Raw genomic sequence first — 19,429 nt, 5'->3', positions numbered from 1 at the left:
GTTCATGCGCCCCCTATTTCTTGCCTTGCCGTTGCTCGCTCTGCCGACAACCGCCTTCGCCGGGCCGCTGCGCTTCGAGGAGGCGCTTGCCCGCGCTGAAGCGCAGGCTCCCTCGCTTGCAGCCAAGGCGCTGGAGGCCGATGCGCGTCGCTCGGCCTTGCCTGCCGCCGGACAGCTCCCCGATCCCAAGCTCGGCCTTGGCATCGACAATTTTCCGGTGTCGGGGCCGCCGGCAGGCAGCTTTGTTCAGGACAGCATGGCGATGGCGCGGGTGGGAATTTCGCAGGAAGTTCCCAATGCCGCCAAGCGCCACGCTCGCGAAGCGCGGGCGCAGACTGACATCCGGGCCGCCAAAGCGACGCTGCTGTCGGACGCCCGGCGGGTCAAGGTCGCGACGGCGCTGGCGTGGATCGATCTCGCCAGCGCGGAACGCCGTCTCGCAGCCATCGACGCGATCCTTGTCCGGCTCGCCCCCCTGCCCTCCGCAGCGAAGACGGGCATGATCTCGGGCGCGGCACGCCCTGCCCAGACATTGCAGGTACGGCAGTCACTCGCAGCCCTGGAAGACCGCAGGAGCGAACTCGCGGCCGATGTGGGACGCCAGCGTGCGCTCCTCTTCCGCTGGACCGGCGAACCGGCGCCCGAAACCGTCGGCGATATTCCCATGCTCCCCGTCGATGCGGAGGTCCTGCGCGCAGCCATAGCGACGCATCCCGATCTTGGCGCGGCCCATGCGCGGGTCGCCCAGGCCGAGGCGGATGTTGCTGTTGCCCGTGCCGACAAGCGCCCCGATTGGGGTTTCGATGTCGCCTATCAGCGCAGAGCAGACCGGTATGGCGATATGGTTTCGGCAGGCGTCACGGTCAGCCTGCCCCTGTTCGCTAGGCACCGGCAAGACCCGATGATCGCTGCCAGCACGGCGATCGCGAGCGCCGCGCTGGCCCAGCAGGAGGATATGCGCCGAACACTCCTCGCCGATCTTGAGGCGGGCCTCGCCGATCATGTGATGCACCATGACCAGTGGATGCGCGCGCGGGATACGCTGCTGCCGCTGGCGCGAAGCCGGGCAGACCTTGAAAGCGCCAGCTATGGTGCGGGCCGCGCCGGGTTGCTCGATGTGATCGAAGCTCAGACCATGCTCGCCGACAGCGAACTGCAATTGCTCGACAGGGAGGCCGAAGTCGCGCGCGACGCCGTGCGGCTCGTCCTCACCTTTGGGGGAAACAGCCAATGACATTCGACACAAGCCCGCGCGCGCAGCTCGGTCTTGCCGCCCTCGCCCTTGCGCTTGCCGCAGGGGGGCTTGGCTACGGACTTGCGAACTGGCGCCATGAAGACCCGGCGGCCGCACCGGCGCAGAGCGGCCGCAAGATCCTCTACTGGTATGATCCGATGGTGCCGAGCCAGCATTTCGACAAGCCGGGCAAATCGCCCTTCATGGATATGGAGCTAGTCCCCAAATATGCCGATGAAGCGGCGGGCGGCGATCCCGGTGTGACGATTGATCCCGCACGCACGCAATCCCTTGGTCTGCGCGTCGTGGAGGCGCGGAGCGGCACGCTGGGGTCGAACCTCACAGCCACCGGCACGATCGACTTCAATGAGCGAGACGTCGCCATCGTCCAGGCACGGTCGGGCGGCTTCGTCAGCCGTGTCTATGCGCGTGCGCCCGGCGATGTGATCGGCGCGGGCGCGCCGCTTGCCGACATCCTCGTGCCGGAATGGGCGGGCGCGCAGGCGGAATATCTGGCGGTGCGGCGGATGGGCGATGCCAGCCTCAGCCGCGCTGCGCGCCAACGCCTCCTTCTGCTGGGTATGCCAGCAGGGACGGTTGGCGCCGTGGAGCAGAGCGGGCGACCGCATAATGTGGTGACAGTCTCCACCCCGACCGGTGGCACCATCAAGACGCTTGGCGTCAGGGCCGGGATGACGGTGGCGAGCGGGCAAACATTGGCAGAGGTCAATGGATTGGGGACGGTATGGCTGAACGCCGCCGTGCCGGAGGCAATGGCTGGAAGGCTCCGCCCCGGCCAGAGCGCCACCGCGACCCTTGCCGCCTATCCGGGTGAGCATTTCACAGGCCGTATCGCCGCGATCCTTCCGAGCGTCGTTGCCGAAAGCCGGACCCTCACCGTGCGGATCGAACTGCCCAACCGAGGCGGACGCCTGCGCCCCGGCATGTTCGCGTCGGTCGATCTTGGCGGTGCTGCACGACCCGCATTACTGGTTCCGTCGGAAGCGGTCATCCAGACCGGCAAGCGTGCAATCGTCATGCTGGCCTTGCCGCAAGGGCGTTACAGGCCCGCAGAGGTGCGAACCGGCGCTGAAACCGGAGGCCAGACCGAAATCCTGGCCGGGCTGGCCGAGGGCGAGAAGATCGTCGCTTCCGGTCAGTTCCTGATCGATTCCGAAGCCAGCCTTTTCGGTATCGAGGCGCGTCCGATTGGGAACACAACCGATGCGTCGCGGGCTGAAACGCCACCGCCCGGCGCTTATAGGACGACAGGCGAGATCACCGGCATCGCGGGCGACCGGATCACCTTCAGCCATGAGGCCGTCCCCGCGCTCAAATGGCCCGCCATGACGATGACGTTCAGGCTCGGTGCGCCCGCGCTCGCCCGCGGTTTCAAGAAGGGCGACCGTGTTGGCTTCAGCTTCGATCAGGCAGCGGACGGCCCTGTCGTTCGCACGCTGAGTCGGGAGGCAGGCCGATGATCGGCAAGCTCATAGGCTGGTCTGCCAACAACCGGCTGTTCGTGGTGCTGGGAGCGCTGGCGCTTGTTCTCAGCGGGCTTGTCGCTGTCCGCAGCACGCCGATCGATGCCCTGCCCGACCTTAGCGACACGCAGGTCATCATCCGCACCAGCTATCCGGGCCAGGCCCCGCAGATTGTCGAGAACCAGATCACCTATCCGCTTGCCACGACCATGCTGTCGGTGCCGGGGGCGAAGACCGTGCGCGGCTATTCCTTCTTCGGCGACAGCTTCGTCTATGTCATTTTCGGGGATGGGACCGATCTCTATTGGGCACGCTCGCGCGTCCTTGAATATCTCAATCAGGTCCAGGGCCGCTTGCCCGACAGCGCGCGCAGCGCGATCGGTCCTGATGCTACCGGCGTGGGCTGGGTCTATCAATATGCACTGGTCGATCGCACTGGCGGGCATGATCTCGCCCAGCTCCGCTCATTGCAGGACTGGTTCCTCCGCTATGAATTGAAGAGCCTGCCAGGGGTCGCCGAGGTCGCCAGCATCGGCGGGATGGTCAAGCAATATCAGGTCGTTCTCGATCCGGTGAAGCTCGCCGGATACGGCATCACCCATGCCCAGGCCGTCGCGGCGATCCAGCAGTCCAATCAGGAAACCGGCGGCTCGGTTCTCGAATTGGGCGAAGCTGAATATATGGTCCGCGCTTCGGGCTATCTGAAAACGCTCAATGACTTCCGCGCCATACCGCTGCGCACCGCCGCAGGCGGCGTGCCGGTGACGCTGGGCGATGTCGCGACCATCCAGCTTGGCCCCGAAATGCGCCGAGGCATCGCCGAACTGGATGGCGATGGCGAGGTGGCCGGTGGGGTCGTCATCCTGCGTTCCGGGTCGGACGCGCGCGCCACCATTCAGGCGGTTCGCGACAAGCTGGAGATATTGAAGAAGAGCCTGCCTGCGGGCGTTGCGATCGTACCCACCTATGACCGCTCGCAGCTCATTGATGCCGCCATTGAGAACCTGACGCATAAGCTGGCCGAAGAATTTGTGGTAGTGGCGATCGTCTGTGCCCTGTTCCTCTGGCATGTGCGCTCGGCGCTGGTCGCCATCGTCACCCTGCCGCTCGGCGTCCTCGCCGCCTTCATCGTGATGCATTTTCAGGGCGTGAACGCGAATATCATGTCGCTGGGCGGGATTGCCATCGCGATCGGCGCGATGGTGGACGCCGCCATCGTGATGATCGAGAACGCCCACAAGCGGATCGAGCAATGGGAGCATGACCATCCCGGTGAAGCCCTGACGGGGGCCACGCGCTGGACCGTCATCACCGATGCAGCCCGCGAAGTGGGGCCAGCCCTCTTCTTCTCGCTCCTCATCATCACCCTGTCCTTCGTGCCCGTCTTCACGCTTGAGGCGCAAGAAGGGCGGCTCTTTGCGCCGCTCGCTTTCACCAAGACCTACACCATGGCGGCCGCGGCGATCCTGTCCGTGACGCTGGTGCCGGTGCTGATGGGTTGGCTCATCCGGGGCAAGATTCCTTCCGAGCAGGCCAATCCGGTCAATCGCGCGCTGACGAGAGCCTATCGCCCCGCCATTGACTGGGTGCTGAAGCGGCCCAAGGCGACCCTTGTTCTGGCGGGCATCATCTTCCTGACGACCGCCTGGCCGCTGACACGGCTCGGCGGTGAGTTCCTGCCGTCCATGAACGAGGGCGATCTTCTTTACATGCCCTCTGCCCTCCCCGGCTTGTCCGCCGCCAAGGCATCGGACCTCCTTCAGCAGACCGACCGCATGATAAAGTCCGTGCCCGAGGTGCAGAGCGTCTTCGGCAAAGCGGGGCGTGCAGAAAGTGCCACCGACCCCGCCCCGCTCGAAATGTTCGAGACGACGATCCGCTTCAAACCGCGCGATCAATGGCGGACCGGCATGACCCCGGACAAGCTGGTCGATGAGCTTGACCGGGCCGTGAAGGTGCCGGGCCTCGCCAATATCTGGGTGCCGCCCATCCGCAACCGGATCGACATGCTGGCGACCGGCATCAAGAGTCCGATCGGCGTCAAGGTTTCGGGATCGGACCTTGCCGCCATCGACCATATCGCGCGCGAGGTAGAACAGGTTGCAAAGGGCGTGCCCGGCGTCAGTTCCGCGCTGGCCGAACGGCTGACCGGCGGGCGCTATGTCGATGTGCATATCGATCGGATGACTGCCGCGCGCTACGGCCTCAGCATCGCCGATGTCCAGGCCATCGTCTCCGGTGCGATCGGCGGCGAAAATGTCGGTCAGACCGTAGAAGGGCTGGCGCGCTATCCCATCAATGTCCGTTATCCGCGTGAGCTGCGCGACAGCCCTGACGCGCTGCGCACCCTTCCCTTGCTCACCCCTTCCGGCCAACAGATCACCCTGGGAAGCGTGGCCCAGATCGCGATCAGCGACGGGCCGCCCATGCTGAAAACCGAAAACGGGCGGCCCTCCACCTGGGTCTATGTCGACGTGCGTGGCCGCGATCTCGCGTCTGTGGTCGAGGATCTTCAGCACGCGGTCACACATGAGGTCAAGCTGTCGCCCGGCGTCAGTCTCGCTTATTCCGGCCAGTTCGAATATCTCGCGCGCGCGATCGAGCGGCTGAAGATCGTGGTGCCCGCCACGCTCGCGATCATTTTCCTGCTGCTCTATCTGATCTTCCGGCGGCTCGATGAAGCGATGCTCATCATGGGCACGCTGCCTTTCGCGCTCACCGGCGGTTTCTGGATTCTCTATCTGCTGGGCTATCACCAGTCCGTCGCGACCGGCGTTGGCTTCATCGCCCTGGCCGGTGTCGCTGCCGAGTTCGGCGTAGTCATGTTAATTTACCTGAAGGACGCGCTCCAGGCACGCGGCGAGCAGCCGTCTCAGGGGGATATAGCCGAGGCGGTCCGCGAAGGCGCGCTGCAGAGGGTCCGGCCCAAGGCGATGACGGTCGCTGTCATCATCGCCGGCCTCCTGCCCATTCTCGTCGGCACCGGGGCCGGGTCGGAAGTCATGAGCCGGATCGCTGCGCCCATGATCGGCGGAATGCTGACCGCGCCGCTTCTTTCCATGTTCGTCATCCCCGCCGCCTATCTGCTTCTGAGGCAGCGGTCCTCTCAACTCACCATTTCAACGAAGCACCATGAAAGGAACCTATGATGAAATTGCACATGACGACAGTTCTCGCTCTGACGGCAGCTCTCGCCGCCTGTGGCTCCAAGACCGAGACCAATCAGGCAGCGGCAGAAAGCAATGCGATGGCGGGTGACATGGGCAACATGGCGATGTCGCCGACAGCCAAGATGGCCAAGGCCACAGGCAAGGTGACGGCCATTGACAAGAGCGCCGGGACGATCACGCTCGACCATGGCCCGATCGCCGAAGCCAATTGGCCGGCGATGACGATGGCGTTCAAGGCGCCGCCGACGCTGATCGACAGCGTGAAGGTGGGCGATGAAGTGAATTTTGAGCTGAAGCTGGACGGTAACGCCGGCGAGATCACCGCCATCAGCAAGAAATAATATGACGGGGAGCATAGGTGACAGGCCCGCGCTCCCCGTTTACCCGGCGTCATGCGGCGCGAGCGCACCTATGATCCGGCAATCGGCGATCGTCCCCCGGCTGCATTGGTCGATGAGATGGGACAGCTCCCGCTTCAGCGCGAGAAGATCGGCGATCTTCTGCTCGACTGCCTTGAGCTGTTCCCGCGTGATTTCATCGACGGCGCAGCAGGAGCGCGTGCGATCATCAGCCAGGTCTAGCAGCGCGCGCACCTGATCGAGCGAAAATCCGAGATCCCGCGCCCGTCGAATGAAGCTGAGGCGTTCAACATCGGGCGATCCATAGCTGCGGTAATTGCTGGACGTCCGTTCGGGCGCGGCCAGCAACCCGATCTTCTCATAGAAGCGGATCGTCTCGATCTTGGTGCCTGTCGCTTTGGCAAGCTGCCCTCTCGTCAGTACCGGCATCTTCACTTGACCCTGTAGTTGCTACAGGGTGCATATAGAAGGTCGACTCGAAAAGCGCGAGAGCAACCTATGGTCTGTTCCAGTTGTGATGCCGACAAGGCCGGTTCCCATAATAGCCCCAAATGGCGACGGGCGCTTTGGATCGCGCTTGCCATCAACGCCATCATGTTTGCCGTCGAATTGATCGCGGGTATCGCTGGCGGTTCGAGGGCGTTGCAGGCCGATGCGCTCGATTTTCTCGGAGACGCCGCCAATTATGCGATCAGCCTGGGCGTAGCGGGGCTGGCGCTGGCTTGGCGTGCCCGCGCCGCGCTGGTCAAGGGCGCGACCATCTTCAGCTTCGGCCTCTATGTGCTGCTGAGCGCGCTTTGGGCCTTGTCGCGCGGGACGCTTCCCCATGCCGAGGTGATGGGCGCCGTCGGCTGCATTGCCCTGCTCGCCAATGGCGGGGTGGCGCTCATGCTCTATCGTTTCCGCGATGGTGACGCAAATATGCGCTCGGTCTGGATATGCTCGCGCAACGACGCGATCGGAAACGCCGCCGTTCTTCTTGCGGCATTGGGGGTTTTGGGCACCGGCTCAGCACTTCCCGACATCATCGTTGCTACCATTATGGCCGGGTTGGGATTGTGGGGTGGCGGACAAATAATCCAGCAAGCGATAGTCGAGATGTATTCGTCAGATAGACTGGCAGGGAATGGGCGTTGATCGATTGATTTCTTGATATGCTAAGTGAATATCGCATATTTTCGGGTGCGATGTTGAATAATATAATAGTTATGATGTACCATAAACACGACTAAAACAGATCATCTGTGGTTTAGCGAGTTTGAGTAAGTTGATTTTTTCGTCGTGACATAAGTTATTTTCTTCAATATGGGAAAGTGATGCATCGCCTTCGGTATTTCCTGATGTGTTTCATCACTGCGGCGTTGCTCACGTCGGGGACGGTGCACGCACAGGAATTTCCGAATGCGCCGACTCTGGAATGCTCTGGTTTTGTCCATGCCGATGGGGATGCGGACCAGTCACAAGGGGATGCGGACAAGGCTGTGCCGCACCATCATGGTAGTTGCCATGGCGCTGCCTCGCTGCTTCCAGCCCGAATTACGACACCTGTTCTGTTTGACCGCGCTGGCGAGCCGGAGGGCTTTGTCAATTCAGAGGCGCCGGGCCGCTGGTCGCCCGGTCCTGATTTAAGACCGCCTATTGCCTGATTGATGTTCACCGGCTGCTGCCTGCTTGCGGGCAGGCAGCGTGATGCCATTCAATCAGGATTTCATGCATGTACAGGATCATTGCGGCCTTTCTGGCCGCCACGTCTTGCGTCGCCGTGGCGCAAGCGCAGGAAATGGGCACGGCGCAGCAACAGCCCGCGGGCGCAATTTTCACGCTCGATCAGGCGGTCGCTGTCGCAGGCGGCAGCGCGCCATCGGCGGATGCGGCACAGGCCGGCATGGAGGCGGCGCAGGCTGCCCTCACGATTGCTGGGCTGCGTCCTAATCCCAGCGTTCAAACCCAAGTAGAAAATTTCGCTGGGTCGGGTGCGTATAAGGGGTTCGGTCAGACCGAAACGACGGTCAATTTCAACATTCCTATCGAGCTGGGAGGCAAGCGTTCGGCCCGTATTGCGGTCGCCGACGCGCAGATGCAGCGCGCCCTTCTAATAGCAGCGATAACGCAGGCTGACATCCGCCTTCAGGTAACGCAGCTCTATGTTGAAGCCATTGCGGCGGAGCGGCGGGCCATGACGGCCCGCGATCAGTCCCGCATCGCGCAGGATGCCCTTAATGCCGCAAAGGTGCGGGTACAGGCGGGTCGGGCCTCTCCCATTGAAGAACAGCGGGCTGATGTTGGCAGGCTCAACGCACAGGCGGGAGTTGAACGCACGCAACGTCTCGCTGATGCGGCGCGCATCAATCTGGCGCGCCGGGTCGGGCAGCCGGTCACGGGACCGCTGGATGTGATGGCGCTCGATCGCCTGCCCGCCGCGGTCTATGGGCCGGTGGCGGCGACAAGTGCCGGAACATTAGCGCTTGCGGCGGCGGATGGGGATCTAGCCGTGGCGGATGCGGGTGTGCTGCTCGCCAAATCGCAGCGCGTTCCTGACGTTGCCTTGGGGCCGGGTATCCGGCGCCTCGACGCCACCAATGACACCGCGGCCGTGTTCACTCTCTCCATCCCGATCCCGCTGTTCAATTCTGGGCGGGCTGCCGTTGCGCAGGCGGGTGCCGAGCGCAGCAGGGCCGAAGCGCAGCGCCGTGTCACCGCGCTCGACGTCGAACAGGCCATTACGGATGCTGAGGCGGAGGCTGACAACGCTGCGATCACCGCCCGAACCGCCAGTGGACCGGCCCTCGCGGCGGCGCAGGAGGCGGCCCGCATTGCACGGATCGGGTATCGGGAAGGCAAGTTCGGTCAGCTCGATCTTCTCGATGCCGAGCGCACGCTTGCCGACACACGGGTCGCCGCGATCGACGCGCTGGCCGCTTATCAGAACGCGAAGGCCCGGTTGGAGCGTCTCACCGCTCCCGCGCCGCAACAGGGGAATTGATCCATGAACTATAGAAAGCCGCTCTATCTTGCATTTCCTCTCACCCTTGGGCTGATGCTTGCCGCGTGCGGTGGCGGGGCGGATGAGAATGCCGGTGCGACCAAAGCCGATAGCGAGGCCGCTGGGGAAGCTGCCCATGCCGATGAGGGCAAGGTCACGCTTTCGGAGGACCAAATCGCGTCCGCTGGCATCCAGATCGGCCGTCCCACAATGGGCGGTTCCGGCACTATCGAGTTGCCCGCAACGATTGAAGGCGATCCACAGGGCACGCAGGTCGTGTCAGCCGCTATTGGCGGGCGCGTGGTTTCGCTAACGCACAATCTGGGGCAAAGCGTTTCGCGCGGGCAGGTTTTGGCTGTGATCGAGAGCCGGGAGGCCGCCCAGCTCAAAGGCGAAGTCGAGGCTTCTCGGGCACGTCTGGCGCTTGCAAATTCCAATCTCGCCCGCGAGCAGCGCCTTTTCTCGCAGCGCGTTTCGCCTGAGCAGGATTTGATCGCGGCGCGGACAGCGGCGACCGAAGCCCGCATCGCTTATCAGCAGGCGCAAGGTCAGGTAGCGGCTGCTGGCGGCGGCGGCGGTGGCCTCAACCGGCTTGGTATCGTCGCGCCAATGTCGGGTCAGGTTATTTCGCGCAGCGTCGTATTGGGTCAGACAGTGGCGGCCGATGCGGAGCTTTACCGGCTCGCCAATCTTTCCAGCGTGTCGATGTCCCTCAACCTTCAGCCCGCGGATGCAGGCCGTGTGAAACCGGGCAATACGGTTCGCGTCGTCGCGGCGGGCCGTCAGGCCAGCGCGCGCGTCACTTTCGTATCGCCTGCGCTCGATCCGCAGACCCGCCTCGTGCCGATGATCGCCACGCTCAACAATAGCGATGGCCAATGGCGTGTGGGCGAACCTGTGACAGCTTCGGTCGAGCTTTCGGACGGTGGCGGCGATGGCGCCGTTCGCGTCCCCTCCACCGCGGTCCAGACCGTCGAGGGCAAGTCGGTCGTGTTTGTCAGGACCAAGACCGGCTTCCAAGCTACGCCCGTGACACTCGGCGACAATGCTGGCGGCAACGTCATTGTCCGGTCGGGCCTCAAGGGCACCGAGCAGATCGCAACCGTCAACAGCTTCACGCTCAAGGCCGAACTCGGCAAGGGCGAAGCAGCGCACGAGGATTGAGCCGATGATTGCGCCTATCGTAAACTGGGCGGTTCACAAGCGTTGGCTTGTCCTGCTTCTGACCGCCATCGCCGCCGCCATTGGTGCTGCGGCCCTCTACCGGCTACCGATCGATGCGGTGCCGGACATCACCAACAACCAGGTCCAGATCAATGTCCGCGCCCCTGCCCTTTCGCCCGAGTTGGTCGAAAAGCAGGTCGCTTTCCCAATCGAAACGGCACTCGCGGGGATTCCGGGCCTGGAATATACCCGATCGTTGAGCCGCAACGGGTTCGCGCAGGTAACGGCGGTCTTTGAAGATACGACCGACATTTATTTTGCGCGCCAGCAGGTTGGCGAGCGTCTTACCGGCGTAGCCGAGAACCTGCCCGACGGCGTGAACCCTGAAATGGGACCGATCGCGACGGGTCTGGGCGAAGTCTATATGTGGTCGGTCCGGCTTGAGCATCGCAAGGATGACAAGCACCTGCCCGGCGAGCCGGGGATGCAGCCCGATGGCAGCTATTTGACGCCCGAAGGCGAGCGACTGACAAATGACATCGACAAGGCGACCTATCTGCGCACCGCGCAGGACTGGATCGTCGCGCCGCTGCTCAAAAACACCAAAGGGTTGGCGGGCGTCGATTCCATTGGAGGTTATACCAAGCAGTTCCTTGTCGTGCCCGATGTCCAGCGCCTTTCCTCCATGGGGCTGACGTTGACCGATCTCGCCAATGCGCTGGAAAAGAATAACACCAGCGTTGGCGGTGGTTTTGTGAACCGCAACGGTGAGGGCTTGGCGGTTCGCTCCGATGCTCTCGTTCGCAACGCAAACGAACTGTCCCGTATCGTGGTGGCCTCCCGCGACGGCGTACCGATCACGCTGGGCCAAGTCGCCACCGTCAAGCTGGGGCAGGCCATTCGCATGGGGTCTGCGTCCGAAAATGGGACCGAAGTCGTGGTTGGCACCGCCGTCATGCGTATCGGCGAGAACAGCCGCACGGTTGCCACGGCCGTTGCCGATCGCTTGAAGGAAATCAACGCTTCCCTGCCGCCGGATGTCATCGTGCAGCCGGTGCTGGATCGCACGGAGCTGGTTAATTCGACCATCAAGACGGTCGCCAAGAACCTCGGCGAAGGCGCGCTGCTCGTCATCGTCGTGTTGTTTGCCCTCTTAGGTAATTTCCGTGCGGCACTGATCGCGGCAATGGTCATTCCGGTGACGATGCTGCTCACCAGCTGCGGGATGTTACGCGCAGGCGTATCGGCGAATCTGATGAGCCTTGGCGCGCTCGACTTTGGTCTGATCGTCGATGGCGCGGTCATCATCGTTGAGAATGCCTTGCGCCGCATGGCTGAAGAGCAACATTATGAGGGCCGGATTCTGACGTTGCAGGAGCGTCTTGCGACGGTCGCTACTGCTGCGCGTGAAATGATCCGCCCGTCGGTCTATGGTCAGGCCATCATCATCCTCGTCTATGTGCCTCTCCTCACCCTCACCGGGGTTGAAGGCAAGACCTTCGTGCCGATGGCGCTTACCGTCATCATCGCGCTCGCTTTTGCCTTCGTGCTTTCACTGACCGCAGTTCCGGCGGCTATTGCCATTTGGCTCTCGAACCGCATCGAGGAGAAGGAAGGCCGGATCATGAGCTGGCTGAAGGCCCGCTACGAACCCGGTCTCGATAAGGCCATGAAGCGCCCGGCGCTGACGATAGGTGCCGGTATCGGCGGCTTCGTCGTGGCTGCCATCGCCTTCATGTCGCTGGGCCAGGTTTTCCTTCCACAGCTTGATGAAGGCAATCTGCTGATCCAAGCTCTGCGTATCCCGGCAACGTCGGTTCAACAGAGCCAGGCCATGCAGGTGCCGATCGAACGCATGATGTCGAAGCAGCCGGAAGTGCAGTTTGTCTTCTCGAAGACAGGCACGGCTGAACTGGCGTCCGACCCCATGCCGCCGAACGCGACGGATATGTTCGTGATCCTGAAACCCCATGCCGATTGGCCGGACCCGAGCCTTGCGAAAGAGGAGCTGATCGCGCGTCTGGAAAAGAACCTGAACGAGTTTCCCGGCAATGCCTATGAGGTCACGCAGCCCATCCAGATGCGCTTCAATGAACTGATCGCGGGCGTTCGTGGCGATATAGCGGTCAAGGTCTTCGGCGACGACTTCAACGCCATGAATAGAACGGCCGAGAAGATCGCCGGCGTTCTCCGCCGCACCAAGGGCGCAGCGGATGTGAAGGTCGAGCAGACCACCGGCCTTCCTATGCTCGACATCCGCGTCAATCGCGACGCCATGTCGCGTCTGGGCGTCACCGCGCAGGATGCGCAGGACATAGTGACGGCCACTCTCGGCGGCCGCACGGCGGGCATGATTTTTGAGGGCGATCGGCGCTTTCCGGTGGTTATCCGGCTTTCGGAAGCTCAGCGTGCCGATCTTTCGATGCTCCAGCAGGTGCAGGTTCCGGTCCCTGGCGGCCAGTTCGTGCCGTTGGCGAGTGTCGCTGACATCAGGGTCGTGGACGGTCCCAACCAGATCAGCCGGGAAAATGGCAAGCGTCGCGTGGTGGTGCAAGCGAATGTCCGTGGCCGTGACATTGCCAGTGTGGTGGAGGAGGCAAAGGCAAATATCGCCAAAGAGGTGCGTCTTCCGGCGGGCAGCTATCTCGAATGGGGTGGCCAGTTCGAGAATCTGGCTTCAGCGCGCGAGCGTCTTCAGCTCGTGATCCCGGCCTGCTTCATCCTGATCATGATGCTCCTCTATGGCGCATTGGGTTCGGTGCGGGATGCCGCGATCGTGTTCACTGGCGTTCCTTTGGCGCTGGTGGGCGGCGTGCTGCTCCTGTTCCTGCGGGGCATGGATTTCTCCATTTCGGCGGCAGTCGGTTTCATCGCGCTTTCCGGTATCGCGGTGCTGAATGGTCTCGTCATGGTGTCATCCATCCAGGATCTCATGCGGAAAGGCATGGATCGGGCCGATGCAGCGCGTGCGGGAGCCATCCAGCGTCTGCGCCCCGTCGTTATGACGGCGCTGGTTGCGAGCCTCGGCTTCGTGCCGATGGCACTCGGCACGGGCGCAGGGGCGGAAGTGCAGAAGCCGCTCGCCACGGTGGTTATCGGCGGCCTCATCTCCGCGACGTTGCTTACCCTGTTCATGCTGCCGACGCTCTACGCGCGCTATGGGCGCAAGGAGATGCCCGGTGAGGAGAATCTGGACGAACCGCAACATCTGACGGGCGGTGTGGACGAACCGCAACCGCAGTTCTGAGGCTCGGACGGGGAGGGTCTTATGCAGCACAGCCCTCCCCGTCCCGCTTCGGAGAAGATCGGGAATATATCATGGTAGAGGAAACCATATTTACGGCGCATAGCTCGATACTGAAAATATGGAGCTTGTTGTCCGACCTTCCTGGCTATGGGCGGTGGCATCCGCATTATCGCGTTCTGAGCGATGCGATCCCCGGCAAGGACTTTCTCTTGTCGTGGCTGATCTTTGATGACCGGCGCGTCAAAATCTTGGTTCGGCTCGATCCTGTCGAGAAACCGCGAACGATAGGCTGGAGCGACGGCATCAGGGGCCTGCTGGTACTCAAGGAACGCTATGAGATCAGCCCAATCGCCAATGGCGCGGAAATACGTCATTCGTTTGAGTGTCGGGGTCTTATTGGCATGCTTCTTGGGAGCATCAAGCGCGGCGGCATCCGCAAAAATATGGCGGTGCAGGATGCGGCTTTCCTGACACACCTAAAAAAGCAGGGGCGCAAGCCGCAGTCTGGCAGGAGTTCTGTCCGCAAACCCGCGCCCGGTGCCCTTTCACGCGGGGCTGACAATGACTGACCGGCGGATCGCTGTGACCCCAGTAGATATACTGCGAAAGACTCTCGCATTGAGGAGGTCATCATGAAGCAAATGCTGCCCATTCTTCTTGCACTGGCAAGCCCAGGCTGCGCGTCACCGATGATCGAAAGGTCGGACGTCGCAATAGAAGTTTCACCGCATTCAAACGCAAAGTTCTCCGCATTGAAGACGATGCGACGCGGAGAGACCATGATCGTGTCGGGCAACATACAGTCCGTCCGTAGCCTGTCGCTAAAAGGGCATGTCGATATTGCTGGCTATGCCAAAGGGTCGAAGGTTCGTTCTGCAACGGCAGACATTCTGTACTTCTCACCCCAACGACCACGGCCCGCTTATTTTCGCGGGCGCTTAGTCGAGGGCGCCGAGAATTTGGATTTGATCAGTGTGTCATATGACGACGGGCCGAAGCACCCGGCAAATGACTGACGAATTGGGACGGATGTTGGGAGAGTAGAAATGCATGACCACAGTGCAGGCGGACACAGCCATAGCCACGACCATACCGCTGGCGCCAACGCCAAGATGCTTTTAATCGCCCTTGTCCTGACGGGCGGTTTTCTGGTTGCCGAGGTTATCGGTGCCTTTGTCTTCAACAGCCTGGCCCTGCTTTCCGATGCGGGGCACATGCTGACCGACGTGGCGGCGCTGGTGATCGCGCTCATGGCGATCCGCATCGGGCAAAAGGCGCCCGATGACAAGCGAACCTTTGGCTATCGGCGGCTCGAGATACTCGCGGCGGCCTTCAACGCGATCATGCTGTTCGCGGTCGCGATCTATGTTCTGGTCGAGGCCATCCAGCGCTTCCGTGAACCGGAGCCTGTCGGTTCGACAGGAATGCTCGTGGTCGCCACGCTGGGCCTGGTCGTGAACCTCATCGCCATGCGCCTGCTCATGGCGGGGAAGGATAAAAGCCTCAACATCAAGGGCGCCTATCTGGAGGTATGGGCCGACATGCTGGGGTCGATCGGCGTGATCGCGGGCGCGTTGGTCATCCGCTTCACAGGCTGGACGCTGGTCGATCCGATCGTGGCCGTGGGTATCGGCCTATGGGTTCTTCCGCGCACATGGATCTTGCTCAAAGATACCACCAATGTTCTGCTGGAAGGCGTGCCAGGGGGGCTGCAACTTGGCGAAATCCGAGCCGCCATTTCGCAGGTGCCCGGCGTCGGCGGCGTGCATGACCTGCATGTCTGGTCGATGACGACCAACGACGCCAGCCTGTCCGCTCATATCGAGATCACCGATCCGAGCCAAAGCGAGGTGGTGCGCAGAGATGTCCAGGCCATGCTTCAGCGTCAGTTTGGGATCGAGCATGTCACGATCCAGACCGAGAGCGAAGCCTGCGCAGACACCCATCATCTTCATCCCTGATGGTTTGTAGCCCTGCTACCGGCTGCCATTCGCCTTCGCTGTTCAGTGGCGTCAGAGATCAACAAGGGCTGCGGCGCCGGTTTGATCGCAGTCTTCTGGCTCCGATCCACACGCCGCTTACGGAGGTCGTCAGGCCGAGGAAGGAAAGTACCCAGAGCAGGACATCCCATGATGGCCGGTGGGAGGTGAGAATGTTCAAATCCCATTTGTGCAGCATGTCGAAAAGCCAGCGGTAAAGGCGACCGCGAGCGTCGATGGAACCAAGCTGCTCGCCGGTCCGGGGATCGAGATGCACCCATGTCTGCGCCGGATCGGTGAACGTGATCCGCAAGACGGGGAGGGATGCCAGCTCATCGGGGCCATACCAATAGGCATCGGGCTGCCTTATCATCTGGACGTTGCCGATGGAGGCTCCAGGCAGCAATTGTGTCGCTGCGCGCGTCAGGGTCGTGGGCGATGCGTTGAAAGGGCGCAGGGTCCGTCCGTCGATCAAGGCGCGTCGCCCCTGCCCGTCCTTCGCGACCATCAGAATTTCATGGCCCGGCGAGGGCATCGCCGTGATCTGGACCGCGCTGGGCATCTGCTTCCCGGCCATGATGAAGGCATTGGACGGGATCGACAGGGTGCCGAGATAATCACGCTGGTTCTTTTCCGCGATGCCTTCGGACCGGAACAGATGCCCCGGATCGACCGAAAGCCAACCGCTGAAGATCCATGCGACGAGGAAAATGCCACCCGCGAGGCCCGCGATATGATGCCAGACCATCCATCCGCGATAGGGTGTTATGCGTCCGCCCTTGTAGCGCCGTCGCCCGAGCCGTGCCCGCAGCAGCCCGATCCAGAAGCCGGTAACGCCGGTCGCGAAGCAAGGCCCCGCGACCCAGAGGATGACCTGTCGCCACAGTGCGCCATCCTGTCGCAATGCCGTGAAATAGAGCCAGTGTGGAACCGCACCCAGCCAGTTCCAGAAGCGTTCGCTGCGGATCGTGTCCTGCACGACATCGCCGGTTCGGGACGAAACGTAGATTTCGGTCCCTGCCCGGTCAGCAAGGGCGATTTGCCACAAGGGGCGGTGTCGGTCGAAGCGTTGGGCGACCGTCCATTGGTCCCGTTCGAAGGAATGGATCGACGCGACGGCGGCCCCGCCGAAACGGCGCGCAGCGCGTTCGGCCATGGCGGCTGTCACAGCCGGCACGGCCTGTCCGGCGGTCGCGGAGATGATCTCAGCTTCCCCGTCCCATGGATTTGTACGCCAGAGAGGTTTGCCGTCGCGCATTTCCAGCGTGAGTGAGCGCAGGCGGCTGCTGTCCGGCGGCGGCGCGGTGACATCGGCCCAGCGGATCGGTTCGAGCCGTGCGATCCGTTCCGCGTCCGTCAGCGACGGATAGGGCACATAGATCATCACCAGGCCCGATAGGAACCACATGGCGAAGAGCAGGCATGTGGCGATGCCGATCCAGCGGTGCCCAAGATAAAGCCAGCGGCGGGCAACATGGCCCGCCGCTGCTTTTCTGGTCGGTTTAGAACCGTGCACGCAGGGACACGTCCACCGAGCGCGGGCGGCCGAGCACCCATTGTTCGTTGTTATAGGCGGTGATCGCGTAGTCCTTGTCGAAGAGATTGTAGAGGCGCAGGTCCAGCGCGACATTGTCGGTCACAGCATAGGACAGGCTGGCGTCGACCACGGCATAGGCCGGCACGCGGAACTGGTTGGCATTGTCTGAATAGCGCTTGCCGACGTAGCGAAGGCCGGCGCGCGTCTGCAACCGCGTAATCGGCTCCCAGCGCAGCCACAGATTGGCGGCGGTTTCCGCGACACCGGGGGGCGTGAGGCCGTTATAATTGGTCGCGCCGCTGATGAAGTCGTCAAACTTCGCATCCAGCACCGTGCCGTTGGCGTCGATGCCAAACCCGTCGGCAAGGTCCACCGAAACCGAGGCTTCGATGCCTTTGGCCGAACGCTGGCCGACCTGCTCGACCGGGCTGGTGAGCGTCTGCTGGGAGAGGAGGCCCTTCTTGACGATGCGATAGGCGGCTAGGGTCGCCGAACCCCGTCCATCGAGGAAGCTCCCCTTCACGCCGAACTCGACCTGATCGCCGGTTGCGTGGCTGAATTGCACTTGACCCGTCGAATAGGTGGTGAGCGTCCCAAGCGGATCGACGCCGGTCGTGTATTGGCCGTAGAGCGACAATGCCGGTGTCGGCTGATAGACTGCGCCTACTCGCCAGGTCGTGTTGTCGAGCCGCTTGTCGAGCACCTGCGTCTCGCTCCGCACATTGCTTGGCGAATAGGCGAAGGTCCAACGGCGGACCCGGTTCTCCTCATAGCGCACGCCGCCGATGATCGAGAATTGGTCGTTCAGCTTCAGCCGGTTCTCGGCAAATACCGCATATTCGCTGGTGCGCGTGCGGAAGCGGGGCGCAATGCCCTGCGTGTCGAAGAACAGGCCCGGCACCGGGTTGAACGGATCGACCGAATCCTCCTGCGGGTCCGACCCGAAATCGTTGCTGTAGGTCAGCTTGACCAGATTGACGTCGAAACCGACAACCAGATCATTGGTGATGCCGCCCGCGACCGGCAGGCTGAGCTTCACCGTGCCCTGATCGCCATATTGGGTCTGGTCATGGACGATGCCCAGATTGTCCGCACGGTCCACCAGGCCGGTCGTTCCGTCATAGCTGTAGCTCTCCAGATTCTTCCAGCGGCGATAGCTGGTCAGGCGATAGGCGGTGTTCGAGATCGTGATTTGCTCGATCGGGGACCAGGTGGCAGTCAGCGTAGCGCGCTTGTCGCGAAAGCGCATCTCCGCGTCGGCGACGTTGAAATTGCGGTCCCGCACCCGCTCATCAATGCGGCCTTCGATCAGAGGCGTGCCGAAATATTTGCTCGGCTTCTGGTCGCCGTCATCATAGCGCAGGGTGAGCGAGAAATTGTCGGTGGGCGCGAATTTAAGCGCGCCCGACAGGGCGTGGCTCTCGGACTGACCGCGATCGACATAGCCGTCCGACCGGCGATAGCTGCCGTCGATGCGGAAGGAGAACATCTCGCCGATCGGGCCGCCTACGCCGGCGGCGGCATGGAAGCTGTCCTGCGATCCATAGCCGATCTCGCCCTGGGCCTCGAACCGCTCGCTATTGGGTTGCCGCAGGATGACGTTGATCGCGCCACCAAGCGCGCCCTGGCCATAGAGGACCGATGCTGGCCCGCTCAGCACGTCGATCCGCTCGGCAATCCAGGGATCGGTTGGATAGGTGATCGTTCCCGCGACAGGAAACAGGCGGATGCCGTCGACCAGTTGAAGCACCGATCCCTGGCCGCTGAAGCCGCGGGCCGCCAGCGCCGTGTTACCATTGCCCGGATCGGCAATATTGGTGATGCCCGGTGCGCGGGTGACGGCATCCTGAAGGGTAAGATCACCGCGCGCGCGCAATTCCTCGCCATCGACAACCGCGATGCTAGCGGGGGTTTCCAGGGGCGTCAGACCAAGCCGGCTGCCGGTGGATTGCGGAATGGCGAGAGCAGGTTGCCGCTGGCCGAAGACGATGATGGTGTCGCTTTCCGTTGCGCTGGCGGCGGAATCGTCGGCGTGGGCGGCGAGCGGCGCGCCCAGCAGCAGTACGGCGAGAGTATAACTGGATATATTGCGGATAGTCTTCTTCATTCTATCATGCCCCGTCGGCGTCATTCGACGTCGGGCAGGGGCGTGCCGTTACGAACGGTCGGCGCGCACCACGGGCGGACGCCTTGGCGCCCGTCGCACGAACCGATGCGGCCCCCACCGCTCGTTCGTCGCTCAGACGGAGTTCACCGTGCCTCGACCATCCCC

General features: G+C 62.6%; 14 protein-coding genes. 11 read left to right on the top strand and 3 right to left on the bottom strand.

Annotation, left to right across the window (positions count from 1 at the left end):
* Positions 1 to 4 precede the first annotated feature (4 nt).
* From ACZ5YV_RS17365 to ACZ5YV_RS17350, 4 genes are read left to right on the top strand one after another with little or no spacing between them, the layout of a single operon-like run.
* Positions 5 to 1,234, top strand: a complete 1,230-nt coding sequence (locus ACZ5YV_RS17365; protein ID WP_464789986.1) for a TolC family protein — start codon at positions 5 to 7, stop codon at positions 1,232 to 1,234.
* Entirely contained in the window at positions 1,231 to 2,715 is a 1,485-nt protein-coding gene (locus ACZ5YV_RS17360; RefSeq protein WP_464789985.1) for an efflux RND transporter periplasmic adaptor subunit, read from the top strand. The genes ACZ5YV_RS17365 and ACZ5YV_RS17360 overlap by 4 nt, the downstream gene beginning before the upstream one ends.
* Complete coding sequence (locus ACZ5YV_RS17355) at positions 2,712 to 5,867, top strand: efflux RND transporter permease subunit (RefSeq protein ID WP_464789984.1); 3,156 nt, start codon at positions 2,712 to 2,714, stop codon at positions 5,865 to 5,867. Before ACZ5YV_RS17360 ends, ACZ5YV_RS17355 begins: the two co-directional genes overlap by 4 nt.
* Entirely contained in the window at positions 5,864 to 6,229 is a 366-nt protein-coding gene (locus ACZ5YV_RS17350; RefSeq protein ID WP_464789983.1) for a copper-binding protein, read from the top strand. The genes ACZ5YV_RS17355 and ACZ5YV_RS17350 overlap by 4 nt, the downstream gene beginning before the upstream one ends.
* Positions 6,230 to 6,268: 39 nt before the next feature.
* Here ACZ5YV_RS17350 and ACZ5YV_RS17345 read toward each other — a convergent pair whose 3' ends face one another.
* Positions 6,269 to 6,676, bottom strand: coding sequence for a MerR family transcriptional regulator (locus ACZ5YV_RS17345; protein ID WP_464789982.1), 408 nt, complete (start codon positions 6,674 to 6,676; stop codon positions 6,269 to 6,271).
* Positions 6,677 to 6,745: 69 nt separating this feature from the next.
* Between ACZ5YV_RS17345 and ACZ5YV_RS17340 the strand changes: the two genes are divergently transcribed.
* The 7 genes from ACZ5YV_RS17340 to ACZ5YV_RS17310 all read left to right on the top strand — a co-directional run bounded on the left by ACZ5YV_RS17340 (position 6,746) and on the right by ACZ5YV_RS17310 (position 15,602).
* On the top strand, positions 6,746 to 7,384 hold the full coding sequence (locus ACZ5YV_RS17340; RefSeq protein WP_464789981.1) for a cation efflux transmembrane domain-containing protein: 639 nt from the start codon (positions 6,746 to 6,748) through the stop codon (positions 7,382 to 7,384).
* 577 nt (positions 7,385 to 7,961) lie between these two features.
* On the top strand, positions 7,962 to 9,230 hold the full coding sequence (locus ACZ5YV_RS17335; RefSeq protein WP_464789980.1) for a TolC family protein: 1,269 nt from the start codon (positions 7,962 to 7,964) through the stop codon (positions 9,228 to 9,230).
* 3 nt (positions 9,231 to 9,233) lie between these two features.
* Positions 9,234 to 10,394 (top strand): efflux RND transporter periplasmic adaptor subunit, encoded by a 1,161-nt coding sequence (locus ACZ5YV_RS17330; protein ID WP_464789979.1) that lies wholly within the window; start codon positions 9,234 to 9,236, stop codon positions 10,392 to 10,394.
* A gap of 4 nt (positions 10,395 to 10,398) precedes the next feature.
* A complete protein-coding gene (locus ACZ5YV_RS17325) occupies positions 10,399 to 13,641 on the top strand; it encodes an efflux RND transporter permease subunit (protein ID WP_464789978.1) in 3,243 nt (1,080 codons plus the stop codon).
* Positions 13,642 to 13,712: 71 nt separating this feature from the next.
* Complete coding sequence (locus tag ACZ5YV_RS17320) at positions 13,713 to 14,210, top strand: SRPBCC family protein (RefSeq protein WP_464789977.1); 498 nt, start codon at positions 13,713 to 13,715, stop codon at positions 14,208 to 14,210.
* Between the two features lie 63 nt (positions 14,211 to 14,273).
* Entirely contained in the window at positions 14,274 to 14,657 is a 384-nt protein-coding gene (locus ACZ5YV_RS17315; protein ID WP_464789976.1) for a hypothetical protein, read from the top strand.
* A gap of 30 nt (positions 14,658 to 14,687) precedes the next feature.
* Positions 14,688 to 15,602 carry a cation diffusion facilitator family transporter gene (locus tag ACZ5YV_RS17310; protein ID WP_464789975.1) on the top strand — a complete coding sequence of 305 codons (915 nt, stop codon included), beginning with the start codon at positions 14,688 to 14,690 and terminating at the stop codon, positions 15,600 to 15,602.
* 58 nt (positions 15,603 to 15,660) lie between these two features.
* Here ACZ5YV_RS17310 and ACZ5YV_RS17305 read toward each other — a convergent pair whose 3' ends face one another.
* Positions 15,661 to 17,136 carry a PepSY domain-containing protein gene (locus ACZ5YV_RS17305; RefSeq protein ID WP_464789974.1) on the bottom strand — a complete coding sequence of 492 codons (1,476 nt, stop codon included), beginning with the start codon at positions 17,134 to 17,136 and terminating at the stop codon, positions 15,661 to 15,663.
* Entirely contained in the window at positions 17,123 to 19,264 is a 2,142-nt protein-coding gene (locus ACZ5YV_RS17300) for a TonB-dependent receptor (RefSeq protein ID WP_464789973.1), read from the bottom strand. The genes ACZ5YV_RS17305 and ACZ5YV_RS17300 overlap by 14 nt, the downstream gene beginning before the upstream one ends.
* Positions 19,265 to 19,429: the final 165 nt, after the last annotated feature.

The organism is Sphingobium sp. TomTYG46, assembly GCF_055396345.1.
Note: the sequence above shows the minus strand (reverse complement) of the source record. Positions and strands in the feature narration are given on the sequence as shown.